Here is an 18832-nt window from a genome sequence, read left to right as displayed (position 1 = left end):
AACGACGCCGCCGCGATGCTCGGCGCGGGCTACGCCGACGCGGACGCGATCGACGCCGCGATGACGTTCGGCTGCGGCTACCCGACCGGCCCGCCCGCAGGCCGCCGCCTCCGCCGCGCCGCCCGCCGACGCCCGCGAGGGCCGGGCCGCGCTCGACGGGCTGTTCGCCTCCTTGGGCGTCCCCGCCGGGCTGGCGGCGCGGACGGCGGCACGGCTCGGTCCCTCCGCCGCCGCGCGGCTGCGCGAGGACCCGTGGCGGCTGCTGAGCGTCCCCGGTGTCCAGCCCGCCCAGGCGGACCACTTCGCGCGCGCCCTGCTCGGACCGGACGCCCGGCCCGACGACCCCAGGCGCGGCGGCGCGCTCGTCCTGCACCTGCTCACCGAGGCGGCCCGCCGCGGCCACACCGTCACGCCCCTCGCCGACGTGGTGTCCGCGCTGGAGCGCGCCCGGGTCGCGGACACGCGCGCCGCCGTCGAGGCCGCGCTGGACGGCGGCGAGGTCGTCACGCTCACCGAGGAGCCGGAGTTCGACGAGGAGTCCTTCGACGAGGACGCCGAGCCGCCCGAGCCGGAGGAGACGCTCGGGCCCGCGCGGTGGGCGCTGGCGGAGGAGGCGGCGGCCGAGGGGTTCCAGCGGCTGACCCTCACCGCCGCTCCGCTGCTCGACGACACCGCCGTCAAGGAGCTGCGCGCCGGGCTGCCCGAGGACCGCTCGCTCGCGCTGACCGCCGCGCTGCGCACCGGCGTCAGCGTCCTGCGCGCCACGCCGGACGCGCTCGCCGAGGTCGCCGCGGGCATCGCGGCGGCCGCCGCGTCGAGGGGACTGCGCGCCGCGGTCGCAGCGCCGACCGAGCGGGCCGCCGCCGACCTGGCCGCGGCGCTGCCCGGCGGCGGAGCGGCCCCCGCGGTGGCGAGCCTGCACCGCCTGCTGGAGCCGCAGGACGGCGCCGCGGCGGCGCCCGGCGCCGTCGTCTACGGGCGCGGCGAGCAGCGGCCGTTCGAGCTGGACCTCGTCGTGGTGACGGACGCGGCGGCGCTCGACGTCGAGCTGTGCGCGGTGCTGGTCGAGGCGTGCCCGGACGGCGCCCACCTCGTGCTGTGCGCGGAGCCGGGCTCGCCGCCGCCCGCCAGTCCCGGCCGCCCGCTGGACGATCTGGAGGCGTCCGAGACCGTCCCGGTCGTCGTGCTGGACGCCGCGCCGCCCACCGATCCCGTCGCGGCGCTCACCGAGGCGGTGCGCGGCGGCGAGCTGGCGGCCGTGGACGCGCCCGGCCGCGAGGTGGTGATCGTGCCCGCCGGCGACCCGGCCGAGGCCGTGCACCGGGCCGTCCAGCTCGTCACCGACTCGATCCCCCGGGCGCTCGGCATCCCGGTGGAGGACGTCCAGGTCGTCGCGGCCGCCGCGGGCGGCGAGGCGGGCACCGCCGCGCTGAACGCGGCGCTGAAGGCGCGGCTGAACCCCGGTCCCGGCGCGTTCGGCGGGATGGACCCCGGCGACCGGGTGGTCGTCGCGGCGCCGCTCGCGCAGGCCGCCGTCGGCGAGACGGGCGTGGTGACCGGAGGCGGGCCGCACGGGCTGGACGTGGAGTTCCCCGGCGGCGCGGTGACGGTGGCGCCCGCGGACGCGGCGCGGCTGCGGCACGGGTGGGCGGTGCCGGTCGCGCAGGCGCGCGGGACGCGCCGTCCGGCGGTCGTCGCGGTGCTGGTCCCGGACGGGCTGTCGCGGCCGCTGGTGGCCACCGCGTTCGGGCTCGCGCGCCGCCACCTGTCGGTGGTGCAGGCGGCCGGACCGGCTCTGGCCAGGGCCGTCAAGGAGGCCGGGGCGCGCGAGCGGCGGACGCGCCTGGCGCGGCTGGTGATGCGGTAAAGAAACCGCCGTGTCGCGGTTTACGGTTGGGCGCGCATGGGGCACGATCTGACCAATTGGCGCGCGTTTTTGACCGTGACCTCTGTGTCCTTCTTTCGTTGGACCAGATGTCAACAACAGCATCACCGGTAGGCGGAGGAGCGACATGCCCCAGCGGCTCAGGCGGCTCGGTACGGCTTCGGCCGCGGTCTCGGCGGGCGCCCTGGTCCTGGTACTGGCCGCGCCCGCGAGCAAGGCGGCGGCGGACACCTGCAAGAAGGGCACCGACCCGGCCAGCACCATCGAGAACTGGAAGTGCAACCTCGGCAACCTGCGCAAGGCGCTGACCCCGACGCCCACGCCGAAGCCCACGCCGAAGCCGACGCCCACCGAGCAGACGAAGAAGCCCGCCGTCCCGAAGGCGCCGAAGAAGACCAAGGCGCCCGCGCGGTCCGGCGGGACCGGCTCCGCGCCGTCGGGCGGCGGAGGCGCGGCTGGGAGCGGGCCCGCGCCCATGACCGGCGGCGAGGGCCTCAAGCCCTACGACGACAAGGCGCCCCTGCCCGCCGCCGGGCTCCCGGGCGTCCTGCCCACCCCGGAGATCGCGGCCGACCCGAACGCCTACCGCGCCGCCCCGGGCTCCGCGACCATGCCGCAGACGCGCCTCATCTCGCCCGTCGCGTCCACCGAGCACGAGAGCGACCAGATGCTGTGGGTCGCCGCCGCCGCGGGCGTGGCGGGCGCCGTGGCCGCCCTCAACATCAGCGTCGCGGGCCGCTCCCTCCGCCGGTCCGCCGCGGCCCGCCGCAGCTGACCGCGGGCACCCGGCCGCCTCGGTAGGACGCATCAGGCACAGGACGCCGGCGCCGGCCGACTAACGGCGAAGGCCCCTCCCCGAAACGGGAAGGGGCCTTCGGCTCGTCAGACGGGCTTACACGTCCGGCGCGCCGATGGAGTGCAGGCCGCCGTCGACGTGGACGATCTCGCCGCTCGTGGCGGGGAACCAGTCCGACAGCAGCGCGACGCAGGCCCGCGCGGTCGGCTCGCTGTCCTTGATGTCCCAGCCGAGCGGCGCCGCCTTCGGCCACAGCTCCGTCATCCCCTCGAAGCCGGGGATGCTCTTGGCCGCCATCGTGGCCAGCGGGCCCGCCGCGACGAGGTTGACGCGGATGCCCTGCGGGCCGAGGTACTTCGCCAGGTAGCGGGCGCACGACTCCAGGCCGGCCTTCGCCACGCCCATCCAGTCGTACACCGGCCACGACTTGGTGGCGTCGAAGTCGAGGCCGACGACCGAGCCGCCGTCCTTCATCAGCGGCAGGCACGCCATCGTCAGCGACTTCAGCGAGTACGTGGACGCGTGCACCGCGGTCGCCACGTCCTCCCAGGGCGTCTCCAGGAAGTTGCCGCCGAGCGCGGTCTGCGGCGCGAAGCCGATCGCGTGCATGACGCCGTCGAGGTGGTCGAACCCGTGCGCGCGCAGGTTGCCCTCGAGGGCGTTCAGCTGCTCGGTGTTCATCACGTCGAGCTCGATGACCGGCGGCGGGTTCTCCGGGCCGGACGGCAGCCGCTTCGCGGTCCGCGCGGTGAGGGTCGGACGCGGGTAGGCGGTCAGCACCACCTCGGCGCCCTGCTCCTGCGCGACCCGCGCGACGTGGAAGCCGATCGAGGCGTCGGTGAGGACGCCGGTGACCAGGATGCGCTTGCCTTCGAGGATTCCCATGACCTCAGTGCCCCATTCCCAGGCCGCCGTCCACCGGGATCACGGCCCCAGTGATGTAGGCGGCGTCCTCGCTCGCCACGAACCGCACCGCCTTGGCGACCTCCTCCGGCCGCGCGATCCGGCCCAGCGGGATCGCCGCGGTGATCCCCTTCTGCTGGTCCTCGGTCAGCACCGCGGTCATGTCGGTGTCGACGAACCCGGGCGCCACCACGTTCACCGTGATGTTGCGCGAGCCGAGCTCGCGCGCCAGCGACCGCGCGAACCCGACCAGGCCCGCCTTGGACGCGGCGTAGTTCGCCTGCCCCGGCGAGCCGAGCAGCCCGACGACCGACGACACCAGCACGATGCGGCCCGTGCGCGCCCGCATCATGCCCTTCACGCCGCGCTTGGCGACCCGGAACGCGCCGGTCAGGTTCGTGTCGAGCACCGAGGTGAACGACTCCTCGCTCATCACCGCCAGCAGCGTGTCCTTGGTGATGCCGGCGTTGGCGACGAGCACCTCGACCTTGCCCTGCTCCGCCTCGACCTTCGCGAAGGCCGCGTCGACGTCCTCGGCGCTGGTCACGTCGCACCGCACGCCGAACAGCCCCTCCGGGGGCTCGCCCGACCGGTAGGTGACGGCGACGGCGTCGCCCGCCGCGGCCAGCTCGCGGGCGATGGCCAGGCCGATGCCCCGGTTCCCCCCGGTCACGAGGACAGAGCGACTCATCACGACCCTCTCGTAGGCTGTCTCATTGGTCCGTCCTCCGGTGCGCGGCTCTCGGTGCGCGCTGGACCGCCCGCGGCGGGGCGGTCGCTTCCGGAGTCGCCGTCCTGCGACGACATCGCACGACCCTAGCGGCCCCCGCAGGGGAACAGGATGTGCCTTACCGACAAGATCCGCACCCCCGCTTTGTTCGCCCGGCCGCGCAGGTGAGGCGGGAGGGTCCCCGGGGGTAGGTTGCGAAAGGTGCATGACATCGATCCCGCCTTCACCGCGCTGCCGCTGCGCGCGCTGGCCGACGCGGCCCTCGCCCGGGCCCGGGAACTCGGCGCCGAGCACGCCGACTTCCGCCTCGAACGCATCCGCAGCCAGACCCTCCGGCTGCACGACGCCGCCCTGGAGACCGCGCTCGACGCCGACGACGTGGGCCTGTCGGTCCGCGTCGTCAAGGACGGCACCTGGGGCTTCGCCGCCGGCATCGACCTGACCGCGGCCGGCGCCGCCCGGGTCGCCGAGCAGGCCGTCGAGGTCGCGGCCGTCGCCCGCGCCGTCAACCGCGAGCCCATCGAGCTGGCGCCCGAACCCGCGCACGGCGAGCGCACCTGGGTGTCCTCCTACGAGACCGACCCGTTCGACGTGCCGACCGCCGAGAAGGTCGCGCTGCTGGCGGACTGGAGCCGCGGCCTGCTCGCCGACGACCGCGTCGACCACGTCGACGCGACCCTGCTGCAGGTCAAGGAGAACAAGTTCTTCGCCGACCTCGCCGGCACCGTCACCACCCAGCAGCGCGTCCGGCTGCACCCGGTCGTGAACGCCGTCGGCATCGCCGACGGCGTCTTCGACACGATGCGGACCCTCGCGCCGCCCGCCGGGTACGGGTGGGAGTGGCTGACCGGCGCCCACTGGGACTGGGACGGGGAACTCGCCCGCATCCCCGAGCTGCTCGCCGAGAAGCTCGCCGCGCCCAGCGTCGAGGCCGGCGCCTACGACATCGTCGTCGACCCGTCCAACCTGTGGCTGACCATCCACGAGTCGATCGGGCACGCCACCGAGCTGGACCGCGCGCTCGGCTACGAGGCCGCCTACGCCGGCACTTCGTTCGCCACTCCCGACAAGCTCGGCGGCCTGCAGTACGGCTCCAAGGTCATGAACATCACCGGCGACCGCACCACCGAGCACGGGCTGGCCACCATCGGCTACGACGACGAGGGCGTGGAGACCCAGTCGTTCGACATCGTGTCCGGCGGCCTGTTCACCGGCTACCAGACCGACCGGCGCATCGCCCGCCTCACCGGCGCGGAGCGCTCCAACGGCTGCGCGTTCGCCGACGCGGCGTCCAGCATGCCGATCCAGCGGATGGCGAACGTGTCGCTCGCCCCGGCCCCCGGCGGGCCGTCCACCGACGAGCTGATCTCCGGCGTCGAGCGCGGCATCTACATCGTCGGCGACAAGAGCTGGTCGATCGACATGCAGCGGTACAACTTCCAGTTCACCGGGCAGCGGTTCTACCGGATCGAGAACGGACGGCTCGCCGGCCAGCTCCGCGACGTCGCCTACCAGGCCACCACCACCGACTTCTGGAACTCGATGGAGGCCGTCGGCGGCCCGCAGACCTACGTGCTCGGCGGCGCGTTCAACTGCGGCAAGGGCCAGCCGGGGCAGGTCGCGCCGGTCAGCCACGGCTGCCCGTCCGCGCTGTTCCGCGGCGTCAACATCCTCAACACCCTGCAGGAGGCCGGCCAGTGAGCACGATCAGGCCGCAGGAGGCCGTGGAGCGGGCGCTCGCCCTGTCCCGCGCCGACGACTGCATCGCCATCGCCGAGGAGTCCACCACCGCGAACCTGCGCTGGGCGGGCAACACCCTCACCACCAACGGCGTCACCCGCTCCACCCGGCTCACCGTGATCGCGCTGCGCCGCACCGGCGACGGCGTCGCCGCCGGCGTCGTCTCGCGGTCCGCCGTCGGCGCCGACGGCGTCGAGGACCTGGTCCGCGCCGCCGAGGCCGACGCCGCCGGGAACGAGGCCGCCGAGGACGCCGCGCCGCTCGTCGCCGACGGGCCCGCCGCCACCGGCTGGGACGACCCGCCCGCCGAGACCGGCATCGGCGTCTTCGAAGGCGTCGCGCCCGCGCTCGGCGAGGCGTTCGCCGCCGCCGAGTCCGCCGGGAACCGGCTGTACGGGTTCGCCAACCACGTCCAGACCTCCACGTTCCTCGGCAGCTCCGCCGGGCTGCGGCTGCGCCACGACCAGCCGACCGGGCTGCTCGAACTGAACGCCAAGGGCGCGGGCGGCTCCGCCTGGGCCGGGGTCGGCACCCGCGACTTCGCCGAGGTCGACGTCCCCGACCTCGCCGCCGGCCTCGCCCGCAGGCTGGAATGGGGCTCCCGGCGCGTCGACCTGCCCGCCGGACGCTACGAGACGATCCTGCCGCCGTCCGCGGTCGCCGACCTGATGATCTACCTGTACTGGTCGGCCGGCGCCCAGGATGCCGCCGACGGCCGCACCGTGTTCAGCGCCCCCGGCGGCGGCACCCGCGTCGGCGAGAAGCTCGCGAGCCTGCCCGTCACCCTGTCCAGCGACCCCGCCGCGCCCGGCCTGGAATGCGCGCCGTTCGTCGTCGCGCACGCCTCCAGCCGCGAGGCGTCCGTGTTCGACAACGGCCTCGCCCTCGGCGCCACCGACTGGATCGCCGACGGCACGCTCACCTCGCTCGCGCAGACCCGGCACTCCGCCGAACGCACCGGCCTGCCGCTCACCCCGTCGATCGACAACCTGTCGATGGCCGGCCCCGGCGGCGGCGCGTCCCTGGAGGAGATGATCGCCCGCACCGAGCGGGGGCTGCTGCTGACCTGCCTGTGGTACATCCGCGAAGTGGACCCGCAGAGCCTCCTGCTGACCGGCCTCACCCGCGACGGCGTCTACCTCGTCGAGAACGGCGAGGTCGTCGGGGCCGTGAACAACTTCCGGTTCAACGAGAGCCCCGTCGACCTGCTGGCACGCCTCGCCGAAGTCGGCGGGACCGTCCCGACCCTGCCGCGCGAATGGTCGGACTACTTCACGCGCGCCGCGATGCCGGCGCTACGGGTCGCCGACTTCAACATGTCGACGGTCAGCCAGGCGAGTTAGGTGTGGGGGGCGCCCCCGGCGGGGGCGCCCCCCACACCCCCGAAGCCGCCGTGCGGCGGATTGCCGGTTCGCGGGGGGATCAGGTGTCTTCCAGGCGGAAGCCGACCTTGAGGGTGACCTGGTAGTGGGCCACGTCGCCGTCCTCGATCTGGCCGCGCACCTCCTTGACCTCGAACCAGTCAAGGTGGCGCAGGGTCTGCGAGGCGCGCCTGATGCCGTTGCGGACGGCGGTCTCCACGGACTCCGGCGAGGTGCCCACGATCTCCGTGACGCGGTACGTACGGTCCGTCATGTCATGTCTCCCATGTCTTGACCGTCCTGCTGTCGCCTATCGGACTCCATGGGCTTACCGTGGAATGGTGAAGGTCAATCACCATCGGGGACCGGAGGTCTACACGGTCACCGACGCTCCCCGTCCCATGTCCGAGGACATCGGCCACCGGCAGCGGCGCTACCTGTGGTCGATGGGGGTCCGGACGGTCTGCTTCGTCGGGGCGGTCGTCAGCGTGGTGGCCGGGGCGCCGGTGTGGCTGGCGGCGCTCCTGGTGGTCGGTGCGCTGTTCCTGCCGTACGTCGCGGTGATCTTCGCGAACGGCGGCCGCGAGCCGACGCCGTCCGCCCACTTCGACGACCGCGAGGACCCCGAACAGAAGCGGGTTTCCGGACAGCGACCGGAAATTCGGTCGTGACATTCTCTTGACTAACCGCGGGGGGTTTCGGTGTACGATTTGTACCGGCGCTCTGGTCCCCCGTCGGAGCGCCCGTGCCGGTGTTCCGGGCCCCCGTCGGAACACCGATGATGCGGCGCCGGGTGGGTTGCCCCCGTATCCACCCGGCGCCGCTTTTCATGTCCCATGGCCTTCGCGCCACCGCCCCGATGCCCCGGCTTGACCCGGGCCGGCGGCCCCAGCACATCTCCGCGGAAGCGCAAGTCCTCGCGCTGGCCTGCTCCGGCCACGAGCCGTAACCCGGCCGGTCCGAACTTTTTCCCTTCTGATCCGTGCGGATCGTCCGGCGGCCGATCCGAACCGGGTTCCGGTGCGTACTGCACCGTGGGTGAACGCCATCCCCGCGCCAGAGGGGAGGTCCCGTGGACCCGGGTTTTCTGCTGGACGGCCGGTACCGCTTGGAGCGGCGCCTCGCCCGCCACGGCCGGACGCAGGTGTGGTGCGGGCACGATGCGCTGCTGGAGCGGCGCGTCGCCGTGACGGTCCTCGCGGTGACGTCCTCGGAGGGGTCGCTGCGGGAACGGATCAGGGACGCGACGCGGGCCGCCGCGTCCCCGGCCCACCCTTGCGCGGTCACCACCTACGACTACGGCGAGGCCGAGGCGGCGGACGGCGGCGCGCTGATGTACGTCGTGGCGGAGTTCCTGAGCGGCGAGACCCTCGCCGCCCGCCTGGCACAGGGCCTTCCGGCGGCCCAGGAGGCCGTGGACGTCTGCTCGCGGGTCGCGGGGGCACTGGCCGCCGCCCACGCCTGCGGGGCGGTGCACGGGGCCCTGACGTCCTCCCAGGTGTTCCTCACCGCGGACGGGGTCAGGCTGCTCGGCCTCGGCCCGGCGGGCGTGCTCGTCCGGGCCGGTGAAGGCGCGCCCGAGGCGGGCGACGGCGCGGACGACGATGTGAGGGCGCTCGGCCGGATCATCGCCGAGTGCCTGACGGGCGACCCGGAAGGCGCCGCGACCGGCCTGCCGGACGGTGTCGCCGGGCTCGTGGCGCGCTGCCGGGACCTGGACGCCGGAGCGGGCCGTCCTTCGGCGGCCGACGCGGCGCGCGTCCTCGCGGCGCAGGCGGAGAGCGCCGAGGCGCCCGCGGCGGTCCGGACCCGCGTTCTCTCCGCCGAAGCCGGGCGGCGGGGACGGCCGCGGGGCCGCCGTGCGGCGGTCGTCGGCGGCGCCTGCGCGGCGGTGCTGGCGCTGGCCCTCCTGCCGCTGCTGATGATCCTCTCGTCGCTGCGGGACGCCCCCGCGGACGTGGCCGTACCGCTGCCGAGCCGGCCGGCCTCCCGGCCGCCCCTCGGGTCGATGGAGGACCCGGCGAGCCGTCCGCCGGCCGTCCGAACGCCTGGCGCGGCGGCCTCCCCGGCCGTCCCCGAGCGGACGGTCCGCGCGGCGGCGGTGAGCGCGCTCGGGCGGATGCGGCGCTCGATCGACGTCGGCATGGCGACGGGCGAGGTCCGGCCGCGGTTCGGCACCGAGCTGGCGACCCTGGTCACCACGCTGCTGGACGAGGTGGACGGCGGCGCGCCCGTCGACCTCGGGCGGCGGATCGCGGGGCTGCGCTCGGCGCTGGCCGGGCGGGCCCCGGGCGACGTGGCGCCCGCCCGCGCGGCCGGGCTCGGCGCGCTGCTCGCCGAGGTCCCCGTGCCATCGTGAGGCCGCCGCGGGCCGTTCCCGGCGCCTCCTCCTCCCGCATCCAGTCCGGTACCGGCGAAACCCTTGACGGGGCCGCCCGGCGAGACGAACATCACACCCGACCGACTGAGACACATCGTCCATCTGTCTCATGCTCCGCGAGGAGGCGAGTCATGACACGGCGCGCCGCGGCCCGGTGCACCCGCCCGGGGAACGGAGGTCCGCGATGAGCGGCCACGACGACGACGTGCCCGACTGGGCGCCGCGCAGCCTGTCCGACTCGGGCGACTACCGGGTGCCCCGCGACTTCCTCGGCGCCTCCGACCCGGGCGGCGTGCCCGCGGCGCGGCGGCCCGCGGGCGACCGGCGGCGCCCGCCCGCCGCGGCGTCACCGGACCCGGCGTCCATGCCGTCCCCTCCCCCGCCGCCGAAGGCGTCCGGGCCCGCGCACGCGGCGGTGAAAGGCCGCGGGCACGGCGGGCACAGCGGGCACGGCGGGACGGGCCGGCATGGCGGGCACGGTGCGGCGCGCCCCCCGCGGCGCCGCTCGGGCATCCTGCTCGGCCCGCTCGCGGCGGCCGTGGGGCTGGTCGTGCTGTCGGGGTTCGGGGTGTACGCGTTCGCCTCGTCCCGCGCCGGCTGCTCCGGCGGCGATGCGATGACGCTCTCGGTCGCGGCGGCGCCCGACGTCGAGCCCGCCGTGGTGAAGGCGGCCGGTCGGTTCAACGACGCCCGGCACGAGATCGGCGGCCGGTGCGCGCGGGTGCGGGTGCGGGCCGCGGACCCGGCGGCGGTCGCGACCCTGCTGTCCGGCAAGGGTTCGGCCGGGGTCACCGAGCGGCCGGACGTGTGGATCCCCGACTCGTCGCTGTGGATCGGGCTCGTGCAGGGGTCCGGACGGGCCCCGCAGCCGGTGCCGTTCACCGCGCTCGGCGGGATCGCGTCCAGCCCGATCGTGGTGGCGATGCCGAAGGCGCTCGCCGCGCAACTGAGGGCCGCGGGCGTGCCGGCCCGGCCGTCGTGGCGCGACCTGCTGGAGGCGGCCGGGACGGCGGACGACTCCGGCGGGACGCCGGGCAAGGGGGCGGGCGGCGGCGCGATCCCCCCGCACCTGCTGCGGCTCCAGGTGCCCGACCCCGACCGCAGCGCGACCGGCATGGGCACGCTGATGCTGGCCGGGACGCTGATGGGCGGGCCGCCGGACGGCCAGGCGGTGTTCACCGGCGTGGTCCGGACGATCCGGGAGGGCATCGCCGCGTCGGTGAACGCCGAGTTCACCGCGTTCCGCGGCGGCGCGGAGCAGCCCTACCCCGTGGCCCTCACCCCCGAGAGCGCCGTGTACGCCTACAACGCCGCGCACGCGGCCGAGCCGGCGGTGGCGGTGTACCCGTCGGAGGGCTCGGTGCTCCTCGACTACCCGGCCACCGTCCTCACCAAGGACACGGCGAAGGTGCTCGCGGGCCGGCTGTTCCAGAAGGCGCTCACGTCCAAGGCCGCGCGCGCCGACGTGCAGAAGCTCGGCCTCCGGACGCCGGACGGCGCCGCCCCGGCGTCGTTCACCGCGCGGACGGGGCTGGACCCGCGGGCGCCGCGCGCGCTGGCCGCGCCGTCCGCCTCGACCGTCGCGCAGACGATGCAGGCGTGGGCGCAGCTGTCGCTCAGCATCCGGATGCTCAGCATCATGGACATCTCCGGTTCGATGGCCGAGCCGGTCGCGCCGGGGGTGTCGCGGCTGCAGTCGACGATCCGCACCGCCCAGGGCGGCCTGTCGCTGCTGCCCGACGACAGCGAGCTCGGCCAGTGGGAGTTCTCCACGGACCTGCCGGGCGGGCGGGACTGGCGCGAGCTGGTCGGCGTCGGCCCGCTCGGCGAGCGGCTCGGGTCGTCCACCCGCCGGCAGCGCGTGCTGAGCGCGTTCGCGCAGATGCGGGTGAAGAAGCACGGCGACACCGGCCTGTACGACACGGTCCTGGCGGCGTTCGACTACATGACGCGGACCTACAAGCCGGAGTTCGTGAACTCGATCCTGCTGTGGACCGACGGCCGCGACGAGGACCCGGACGGGCCGACGCTGGACGAGACGCTCGCCGAGCTGCGCCGCGCCTACGACCCCGAGCGGCCCGTGCAGATCAACATGCTCGGGTACGGGCCGGACGTCGACGTCCGCGACCTGCGGCGGGTGGCGCACGCGACGCGCGGCGAAGTGTACGTGGCCGAGACGCCGGAGCAGATCCAGCGGATCTTCCTCAAGGCGGTGTCGCGGCGCGTCTGCGAGCCCACCTGCTGAGCCGGCCCGCTCCCCGGAGGCGCCGAACGGAACGCTAGATTCTGCAATCTGCCCTGCCCACGATCATGGGGCATGCTCGCGCTTGCGCGGTGTTTGCTGCTAGAACGGGATTCGAGCTAAGTTAGCGTTCTGTTAGTTACGCAGCGAAAGGGGCCGAGCGTGCGCCGCACCCTGTTCAACGAGGACCACGAGGCGTTCCGGGAGACGATCCGGGACTTCATCCAGGCCGAGGTCGCTCCCGTCTACGAGGAGTGGGAGCAGGCCGGGCACCCGCCCCGCGACTTCTACAACAAGCTCGGCGAGCTGGGCGTGTTCGGCATCCAGGTGCCGGAGGAGTACGGCGGCGCGGGCGAGACCAGCTTCAAGTACCAGGCCGTGATCTCCGAGGAGTGCGCCCGCGCCGGGGTGAGCTTCGGCGGCTACGGCGTGCACGTCAACCTCGTCCTGCCGTACCTGCTGAAGTACGCCTCCGAGGAGCAGAAGAAGCGCTGGCTGCCGCCGTTCATCAGCGGCGACATGATGACGGCCATCGCGATGACCGAGCCGGGCACCGGATCCGACCTCGCCGGCATGCAGACCACCGCCAAGCGCGACGGCGACCACTACATCCTGAACGGCGCCAAGACCTTCATCACCGGCGGCGTCCTCGCCGACCGGGTGCTGGTGGTGGCGCGCACGTCGCCCGCGACGCCGGAGAACCGCCGCGCCGGCCTGTCGATCCTGGTGGTGGACACCAAGAGCGAGGGCTACTCGGTCGGCCGCAAGCTGGAGAAGATCGGGCTGCGCAGCTCCGACACCGCCGAGCTGTCGTTCGTCGACGTGAAGGTGCCCGTCGAGGACCTGCTCGGCGAGGAGGGCGCGGGCTTCGGCTACCTGACCCACAACCTGGCCGAGGAGCGGCTCGGCATCGCCACCAGCTCCTACGCCTCCGCGGCCGCCGCCGTCGAGTTCGCCCGCAAGTACGTCCAGGAGCGCACGGTCTTCGGCAAGACCGTCTCCTCGTTCCAGAACACCAAGTTCGTCCTCGCCGAGTGCGCCACCGAGGTGGAGGCGGCCCGGTCGCTGGTGGACCGGTGCATCGAGGCCCTCGACGCCGGCGAGCTGACCCCGGCCGACGCCGCGGTCGCCAAGCTGTTCTGCACCGAGGTGCAGCAGCGCGTCGTGGACAAGTGCCTGCAGCTGCACGGCGGCTACGGCTACATCCTGGAGTACCCGATCGCGCGCCTGTACGCCGACGCCCGGGTCACCCGGATCTACGGCGGCACCAGCGAGGTGCTGAAGACCATCATCGCCAAGGACATCCAGGTCTGACGCGTCCGGCTTCGACGGAGGGCAGGGAGAACGACATGACCGACACCAGGGTCGCCATCGTCACGGGGTCGGCGCGCGGCATCGGCGCGGCCACCGCGGTCCGGCTCGCCCGCGAGGGCTTCGCCGTCGCGGTCTGCGACCTCGACGAGGCCGCCTGCGCGGGCACCGTGGAGACCATCGAGAAGGCGGGCGGGAGGGCCCTCGCCGTCGGCGTGAACGTCGCCGACTCCGCGCAGGTCGCCGCCGCCGTCGCGCGGATCGCCGCCGAGCTCGGCCCGCCGGTGGTGCTGGTGAACAACGCCGGCATCACCCGCGACAACCTGCTGTTCAAGATGTCCGACGACGACTGGGACTCGGTCATGTCGGTGCACCTGCGCGGCTCGTTCCTGATGAGCCGCGCCGCGCAGGAGCACATGACCAAGGCCGGCTGGGGCCGGATCGTCAACCTGTCGTCGACGTCGGCGCTCGGCAACCGCGGGCAGGTGAACTACTCGGCGGCCAAGGCGGGCCTGCAGGGCTTCACCAAGACCCTGGCGATCGAGCTGGGCAAGTTCGGCGTGACCGCGAACGCGATCGCGCCCGGCTTCATCGAGACGGAGATGACCGCGGCGACCGCCGAGCGGGTCGGCGTCGGCTTCGAGGACTTCAAGAACGCCGCCGCCAAGGAGATCCCCGTCCGCCGAGTAGGCCGTCCCGAGGACATCGCGGGCGTCGTGGCGTTCCTGGTGAGCGAGGACGCCTCGTTCGTGTCCGGCCAGGTGATCTACGTGGCGGGCGGCCCCAAGGCGTGACCCGCCCAGCGTTCGGGAGGCCGCGGTGACCGGCCCGCGGGCGGGGCGCCGGGACGAGCGGACCCGCGACCGGGAGGCGACCGAGGAGTCGCTGCGGGCGGCGGCGATCGCGCTGCTGCGCCGCGGCGGCGTCCTCGCGGGCCTCAACCTGCGGCAGGTCGCCGACGAGGCCGGCGTCAACCGCGGGCTGGTCTACCAGTACTTCGGGTCGCGGCGGGCGCTGCTGCGCTCGGCGCTGTTCCACCGGTCCCGGCCCAACGCCGAGGACGCGGCGGGCGCCGCCGGGCTGCCGCTGCGCAAGCGGCTGTCGCGGCTGTTCTGGACGAGCCTGCGCCACCCGGAGCCGGTGCTGCTGGCGACGCTGCTGGTGCTCGACGGCGACGACCGGCCCCGGGTGCTGCTCAACCGCGGCGAGGGCCGCAAGGACCTCGCCGCGGAGGCCGCCCGGGGCGAGCTGCCGATCGACGACGTGGAGGCCGTGCAGGCGGCGATCGCGTCCACGATCTACGGGTACACGCTGCTGCGCGAGCACCTGGCGCGGGAGATCGACGTCCCGGCCGAGGAGCTGGACGGGCGGATGGCGCGCTGCGTGGAGGCGATGTTCACCCGGCGCCCGCCCGGCGGCGAGGAGCCCTCCCCGTAGGTCCGGTCTGTGGGGCCGGTCAGTAGGTCCGGGCCGCTGCGAGCCGCTCCCGCAGCTCGGCGGGCGCCCGCACCAGCGACGGGCCGTACCAGGTGAGGTGCCGCCCGCCGACCAGGGCGACGTCGATGCCGGGGAACGACTCGGGGCCGTCGTCCTCGGTGAAGCGGTACGGCTCGTCCGGCAGGACGACCAGGTCGGCGCCGGACGCGTTCAGCTCGTCCAGCGGGATCTTCGGGTACCGCTCGGGGTGGCCGGCGTAGACGTTGGCCACCCCGAGGCGGGACAGGACGTCGCCGGTGAAGGTGTCGCGGCCGACGACCATCCACGGGCGCCGCCAGACCGGGACGACGGCGGCGCGCGGTTCGCCGGGCGTCACGGCGGCCCAGACGCGGGCCGCCTCGTCCAGCCAGTCCGGGACGGGGACGCGGCACGCCGCGGTGAGCATCCGCCGCAGCGACGCCAGCGCCTCGTCCACGGTGCGGATCTCGGTCATCCACACCGCGACGCCGGCGGCGCGCAGCGCCTCGACGTCGGCGGGGCGGTTCTCCTCGGTGTTGCCGAGGACGACGTCGGGCCGCAGCTCCCTGATGCGCTCCAGGTCCGGGTTCTTCGTGCCGCGCACCCGCGGGACGTCGAGGCCCTCGGGATGCGTGCACCAGTCGGTGGCACCGGCGAGGAGGCCGGGGGCGGTCACGGCGACCGTCTCGGTCAGCGACGGCACGATCGACACGACGCGGCGCACCCGCTCCGGAACGGGAACGGGCGCGCCGGTGTCGTCGCGGGCGGCCATGCGTAGCAACGCTCAGACGTTGCGGCGGTACTGGCCGCCGACCTCGAAGAACGCGTCGGTGATCTGCTGGAGGCTGCACACCCGCGCCGCGTCCATCAGCACCGCGAACACGTTCCCGCCCGAGCGCGCGGCCTCCTTGAGCTCGGCGAGGGCCGTCTCCGCGTCGCCGCGGTGCGCGGCCTGGTAGGACCGGACCCGCTCCAGCTGTGAGCGCTTCTCGTCCTCGGTGGCGCGGGCCAGCTCGATCGTGTCCGGCGTCCCGTCGCCCGCGTCGGGGAGGCGGAAGGTGTTGACGCCGACGATCGGCAGCGACCCGTCGTGCTTGCGCTGCTCGTACAGCATCGACTCGTCCTGGATGCGGCCGCGCTGGTAGCCGGTCTCCATCGCGCCGAGGACGCCGCCGCGCTCGCTGATCCGGTCGAACTCGGCGAGGACGGCCTCCTCGACCAGGTCGGTCAGCTCGTCGATGATGAACGACCCCTGCAGCGGGTTCTCGTTCATCGCCAGACCCCACTCCCGGTTGATGATGAGTTGGATCGCGAGCGCGCGCCGGACCGACTCGGCCGTGGGCGTGGTGACGGCCTCGTCGTAGGCGTTGGTGTGCAGGCTGTTGCAGTTGTCGTAGATGGCGATGAGCGCCTGGAGCGTCGTGCGGATGTCGTTGAAGTGCATCTCCTGCGCGTGCAGGGAGCGCCCCGAGGTCTGCACGTGGTACTTCAGCTTCTGGCTGCGCTCGTTGGCGCCGTAGCGGTCCCGCATGGCGACGGCCCAGATGCGGCGGGCGACGCGGCCGAGCACGTTGTACTCGGGGTCCATGCCGTTGGAGAAGAAGAACGACAGGTTCGGCGCGAAGTCGTCGATGTCCATGCCGCGCGCCAGGTACGACTCGACGTAGGTGAACCCGTTGGCGAGCGTGAACGCGAGCTGGCTGATGGGGTTCGCGCCGGCCTCGGCGATGTGGTAGCCGGAGATGGACACCGAGTAGAAGTTGCGGACCTTGTTGGCGATGAACCACTCCTGGATGTCGCCCATCATCCGCAGCGAGAACTCGGTGGAGAAGATGCAGGTGTTCTGGCCCTGGTCCTCCTTGAGGATGTCGGCCTGGACGGTGCCGCGCACGGTGGACAGCACCCGCGCCCGGATCCCGGCGGCCTCCTCGGCGGACGGCTCGCGGCCGTTCTCCTCGCGGAACCGGTCGAGGCCCTGGTCGATCGCGGTGTTGAGGAAGAACGCCAGGATCGTCGGCGCCGGCCCGTTGATCGTCATCGACACCGACGTGGTCGGCGACGCTAGGTCGAACCCGTCGTAGAGCGCCTTCATGTCGTCGAGCGTCGCGATCGAGACGCCGGACGTGCCGACCTTGCCGTACACGTCGGGACGCTCGTCGGGGTCGCGGCCGTACAGGGTGACCGAGTCGAACGCGGTGGACAGCCGGGTGGCGGGCTGGCCCTCCGACAGCAGCTTGAAGCGGCGGTTGGTGCGGAACGGGTCGCCCTCCCCCGCGAACATCCGCGCCGGGTCCTCGTTGTCGCGCTTGAACGGGAACACCCCGGCGGTGAACGGGAACCTCCCGGGCAGGTTCTCCGAGCGCAGGAACCGCAGCAGCTCGCCGTGGTCGGTGTAGCGGGGCAGCGCGACGCGCGGGATCCGGCTGCCCGACAGCGACTCGCGGGTCAGCCTGGTGTGCAGCTCCTTGTCGCGGATCCTCACGACCTGCTCGTCGCCGGAGTAGGACTCGACCACGGCCGGCCAGCCCTCGATCAGCGCCGCGTTCTCCGGGGCGACGTCGCGGCGGGCCTTCTCCAGCAGCCCCTCGACCTCGGACGCGTCGGTCAGCTCGGCGCGGACCTCGTCGAGGCGCTGCACCCGCCGGACCGCCTCGGCCTGCGCGGCCGTGTCGGCGTGGTAGCCGCGGACGGTCTCGGCGATGTCGGACAGGTACCGGACGCGGCCCGGCGGGATGATCGTGGCGGCGCCGGTCGACACCCTGGTGTCGACGTGCGGCAGCGCGCCGTCCCGCAGGGTCAGGCCGTGCTCGGCGAGCATGCCGCCGAGGTGCTGGTAGAGCGCGGTGACGCCGTCGTCGTTGAAGGTGGCGGCGCTGGTGCCGAACACCGGCATGTCCTCGGGGCGCTGCCCGAACGCCTCCCGGTTGCGGACGAGCTGCCGGGACACGTCGCGGCGGGCGTCCTCGGCGCCGCGCCGCTCGAACTTGTTGATCGCCACGACGTCGGCGAAGTCGAGCATGTCGATCTTCTCGAGCTGGGACGCGGCGCCGAACTCCGGCGTCATCACGTACAGCGAGACGTCCACCAGCGGGACGATCGCGGCGTCGCCCTGCCCGATCCCCGGCGTCTCCAGGATGATCAGGTCGTATCCCGCGGCCTTCACCGCGGTGAGGACGTCCTCGATGCCCTCGGGTAGCTCGCGGGCGCCGCGGGTGGCCAGCGACCGGAAGAAGACCTTGTCACCGTCCAGGGAGTTCATCCGGATGCGGTCGCCGAGCAGGGCGCCGCCGCCGCGCCGCCGGGTCGGGTCGACGGCCAGCACCGCGACGCGCAGCCGGTCGCCCTGGTCGACGCGCAGCCGGCGGACCAGCTCGTCGGTGAGCGACGACTTGCCGGAGCCGCCCGTGCCGGTGATGCCGAGCACCGGGACGCGCCGACCGGACGCCGCGTCGGCGAGGGCGGCGCGGTCGGCGTCCGCCAGCTTCCCGGCCTGCAGGCAGGTGATGGTGCGGGCGAGGGCGCGCCGGTCGCCCGCCACGACCGCTTCCGCCGGGACGGGCTCGTCCGCCAGGTCGACGTCGCAGTCCCGGACCAGCTCGTTGATCATGCCGGGCAGGCCGAGCCGCTGCCCGTCCTCCGGGGAGAAGATCCGCACGCCCGCGTCCGCCAGCCGGGCGATCTCCTCGTGCACGATCACGCCGCCACCGCCGCCGAACACCCGCACCTGCTCGGCGCCCGCCTCCTTGAGGCTGCGCGACAGGTACTCGAAGTACTCGACGTGGCCGCCCTGGTAGGAGCTGATGGCGACGCCCTGCGCGTCCTCCTCCAGCACGGCGTCGACGACCTCGCGGACGGACCGGTCGTGGCCCAGGTGCACCACCTCGGCGCCCTGCGACTGCAGGATCCGCCGCATGATGTTGATCGCCGCGTCGTGCCCGTCGAACAGCGCGGCGGCCGTCACGAAGCGCACCGGGTGCACCGGCTTGTGGAGCGGTCCGGTCACGTCCCCCACCTCAACCTTTGGACATC

General features: G+C 74.0%; 15 protein-coding genes and 1 pseudogene. 11 read left to right on the top strand and 5 right to left on the bottom strand.

Annotation, left to right across the window (positions count from 1 at the left end):
• The 3 genes and pseudogenes from amrb99_RS51010 to amrb99_RS14425 form a co-directional block, all read left to right on the top strand.
• Positions 1-99: pseudogene (locus amrb99_RS51010) on the top strand (3-hydroxyacyl-CoA dehydrogenase family protein); the annotation flags it as partial.
• 73 nt (positions 100-172) lie between these two features.
• Positions 173-1867, top strand: a complete 1695-nt coding sequence (locus amrb99_RS14430) for a helix-hairpin-helix domain-containing protein (protein WP_241755541.1) — start codon at positions 173-175, stop codon at positions 1865-1867.
• 145 nt (positions 1868-2012) lie between these two features.
• The gene (locus amrb99_RS14425) at positions 2013-2660 is read left to right on the top strand and encodes a hypothetical protein (RefSeq protein ID WP_190856438.1); all 648 of its coding nucleotides are present in this window, start codon (positions 2013-2015) and stop codon (positions 2658-2660) included.
• A gap of 117 nt (positions 2661-2777) precedes the next feature.
• Here the strand turns inward: amrb99_RS14425 and fabI are convergent, their stop codons facing one another.
• Positions 2778-3566 (bottom strand): enoyl-ACP reductase FabI, encoded by a 789-nt coding sequence (gene fabI / locus amrb99_RS14420; protein WP_190856437.1) that lies wholly within the window; start codon positions 3564-3566, stop codon positions 2778-2780.
• 4 nt (positions 3567-3570) lie between these two features.
• Positions 3571-4275, bottom strand: coding sequence for a beta-ketoacyl-ACP reductase (locus amrb99_RS14415; RefSeq protein WP_173093449.1), 705 nt, complete (start codon positions 4273-4275; stop codon positions 3571-3573).
• 240 nt (positions 4276-4515) lie between these two features.
• Between amrb99_RS14415 and amrb99_RS14410 the strand changes: the two genes are divergently transcribed.
• Positions 4516-6015, top strand: coding sequence for a metallopeptidase TldD-related protein (locus amrb99_RS14410; RefSeq protein WP_190856436.1), 1500 nt, complete (start codon positions 4516-4518; stop codon positions 6013-6015).
• A gap of 5 nt (positions 6016-6020) precedes the next feature.
• Positions 6021-7397 (top strand): metallopeptidase TldD-related protein, encoded by a 1377-nt coding sequence (locus amrb99_RS14405; RefSeq protein ID WP_190856460.1) that lies wholly within the window; start codon positions 6021-6023, stop codon positions 7395-7397.
• A 79-nt stretch (positions 7398-7476) separates the two neighbouring features.
• Here the strand turns inward: amrb99_RS14405 and amrb99_RS14400 are convergent, their stop codons facing one another.
• The gene (locus amrb99_RS14400; protein ID WP_190856435.1) at positions 7477-7689 is read right to left on the bottom strand and encodes a dodecin; all 213 of its coding nucleotides are present in this window, start codon (positions 7687-7689) and stop codon (positions 7477-7479) included.
• Positions 7690-7756: 67 nt separating this feature from the next.
• Between amrb99_RS14400 and amrb99_RS14395 the strand changes: the two genes are divergently transcribed.
• The 6 genes from amrb99_RS14395 (at position 7757) to amrb99_RS50070 (ending at position 14785) form a co-directional block, all read left to right on the top strand.
• Positions 7757-8086 carry a DUF3099 domain-containing protein gene (locus tag amrb99_RS14395; protein WP_190856434.1) on the top strand — a complete coding sequence of 110 codons (330 nt, stop codon included), beginning with the start codon at positions 7757-7759 and terminating at the stop codon, positions 8084-8086.
• Positions 8087-8487: 401 nt separating this feature from the next.
• On the top strand, positions 8488-9774 hold the full coding sequence (locus tag amrb99_RS14390) for a hypothetical protein (protein WP_190856433.1): 1287 nt from the start codon (positions 8488-8490) through the stop codon (positions 9772-9774).
• A 205-nt stretch (positions 9775-9979) separates the two neighbouring features.
• Positions 9980-12040, top strand: coding sequence for a substrate-binding domain-containing protein (locus tag amrb99_RS14385; protein WP_190856432.1), 2061 nt, complete (start codon positions 9980-9982; stop codon positions 12038-12040).
• Positions 12041-12199: 159 nt separating this feature from the next.
• Positions 12200-13351, top strand: a complete 1152-nt coding sequence (locus amrb99_RS14380) for an acyl-CoA dehydrogenase family protein (RefSeq protein ID WP_190856431.1) — start codon at positions 12200-12202, stop codon at positions 13349-13351.
• Positions 13352-13386: 35 nt separating this feature from the next.
• Positions 13387-14142: a 3-oxoacyl-ACP reductase FabG gene (fabG, locus tag amrb99_RS14375; RefSeq protein ID WP_190856430.1), complete on the top strand. Its 756-nt coding sequence runs from the start codon at positions 13387-13389 to the stop codon at positions 14140-14142.
• A gap of 25 nt (positions 14143-14167) precedes the next feature.
• Complete coding sequence (locus amrb99_RS50070) at positions 14168-14785, top strand: TetR/AcrR family transcriptional regulator (protein WP_206699938.1); 618 nt, start codon at positions 14168-14170, stop codon at positions 14783-14785.
• Between the two features lie 19 nt (positions 14786-14804).
• On the opposite strand, the gene amrb99_RS14365 is transcribed toward amrb99_RS50070, so the two are convergent.
• Both amrb99_RS14365 and icmF read right to left on the bottom strand, forming a co-directional pair.
• The gene (locus amrb99_RS14365) at positions 14805-15575 is read right to left on the bottom strand and encodes a helical backbone metal receptor (RefSeq protein ID WP_190856429.1); all 771 of its coding nucleotides are present in this window, start codon (positions 15573-15575) and stop codon (positions 14805-14807) included.
• Positions 15576-15587: 12 nt separating this feature from the next.
• Positions 15588-18806, bottom strand: coding sequence for a fused isobutyryl-CoA mutase/GTPase IcmF (gene icmF, locus amrb99_RS14360; protein ID WP_190856428.1), 3219 nt, complete (start codon positions 18804-18806; stop codon positions 15588-15590).
• Positions 18807-18832 lie beyond the last annotated feature (26 nt).

This window comes from Actinomadura sp. RB99 (assembly GCF_014706005.1).
In the GTDB taxonomy this organism is placed as follows: domain Bacteria; phylum Actinomycetota; class Actinomycetes; order Streptosporangiales; family Streptosporangiaceae; genus Spirillospora.
Note: the sequence above shows the minus strand (reverse complement) of the source record. Positions and strands in the feature narration are given on the sequence as shown.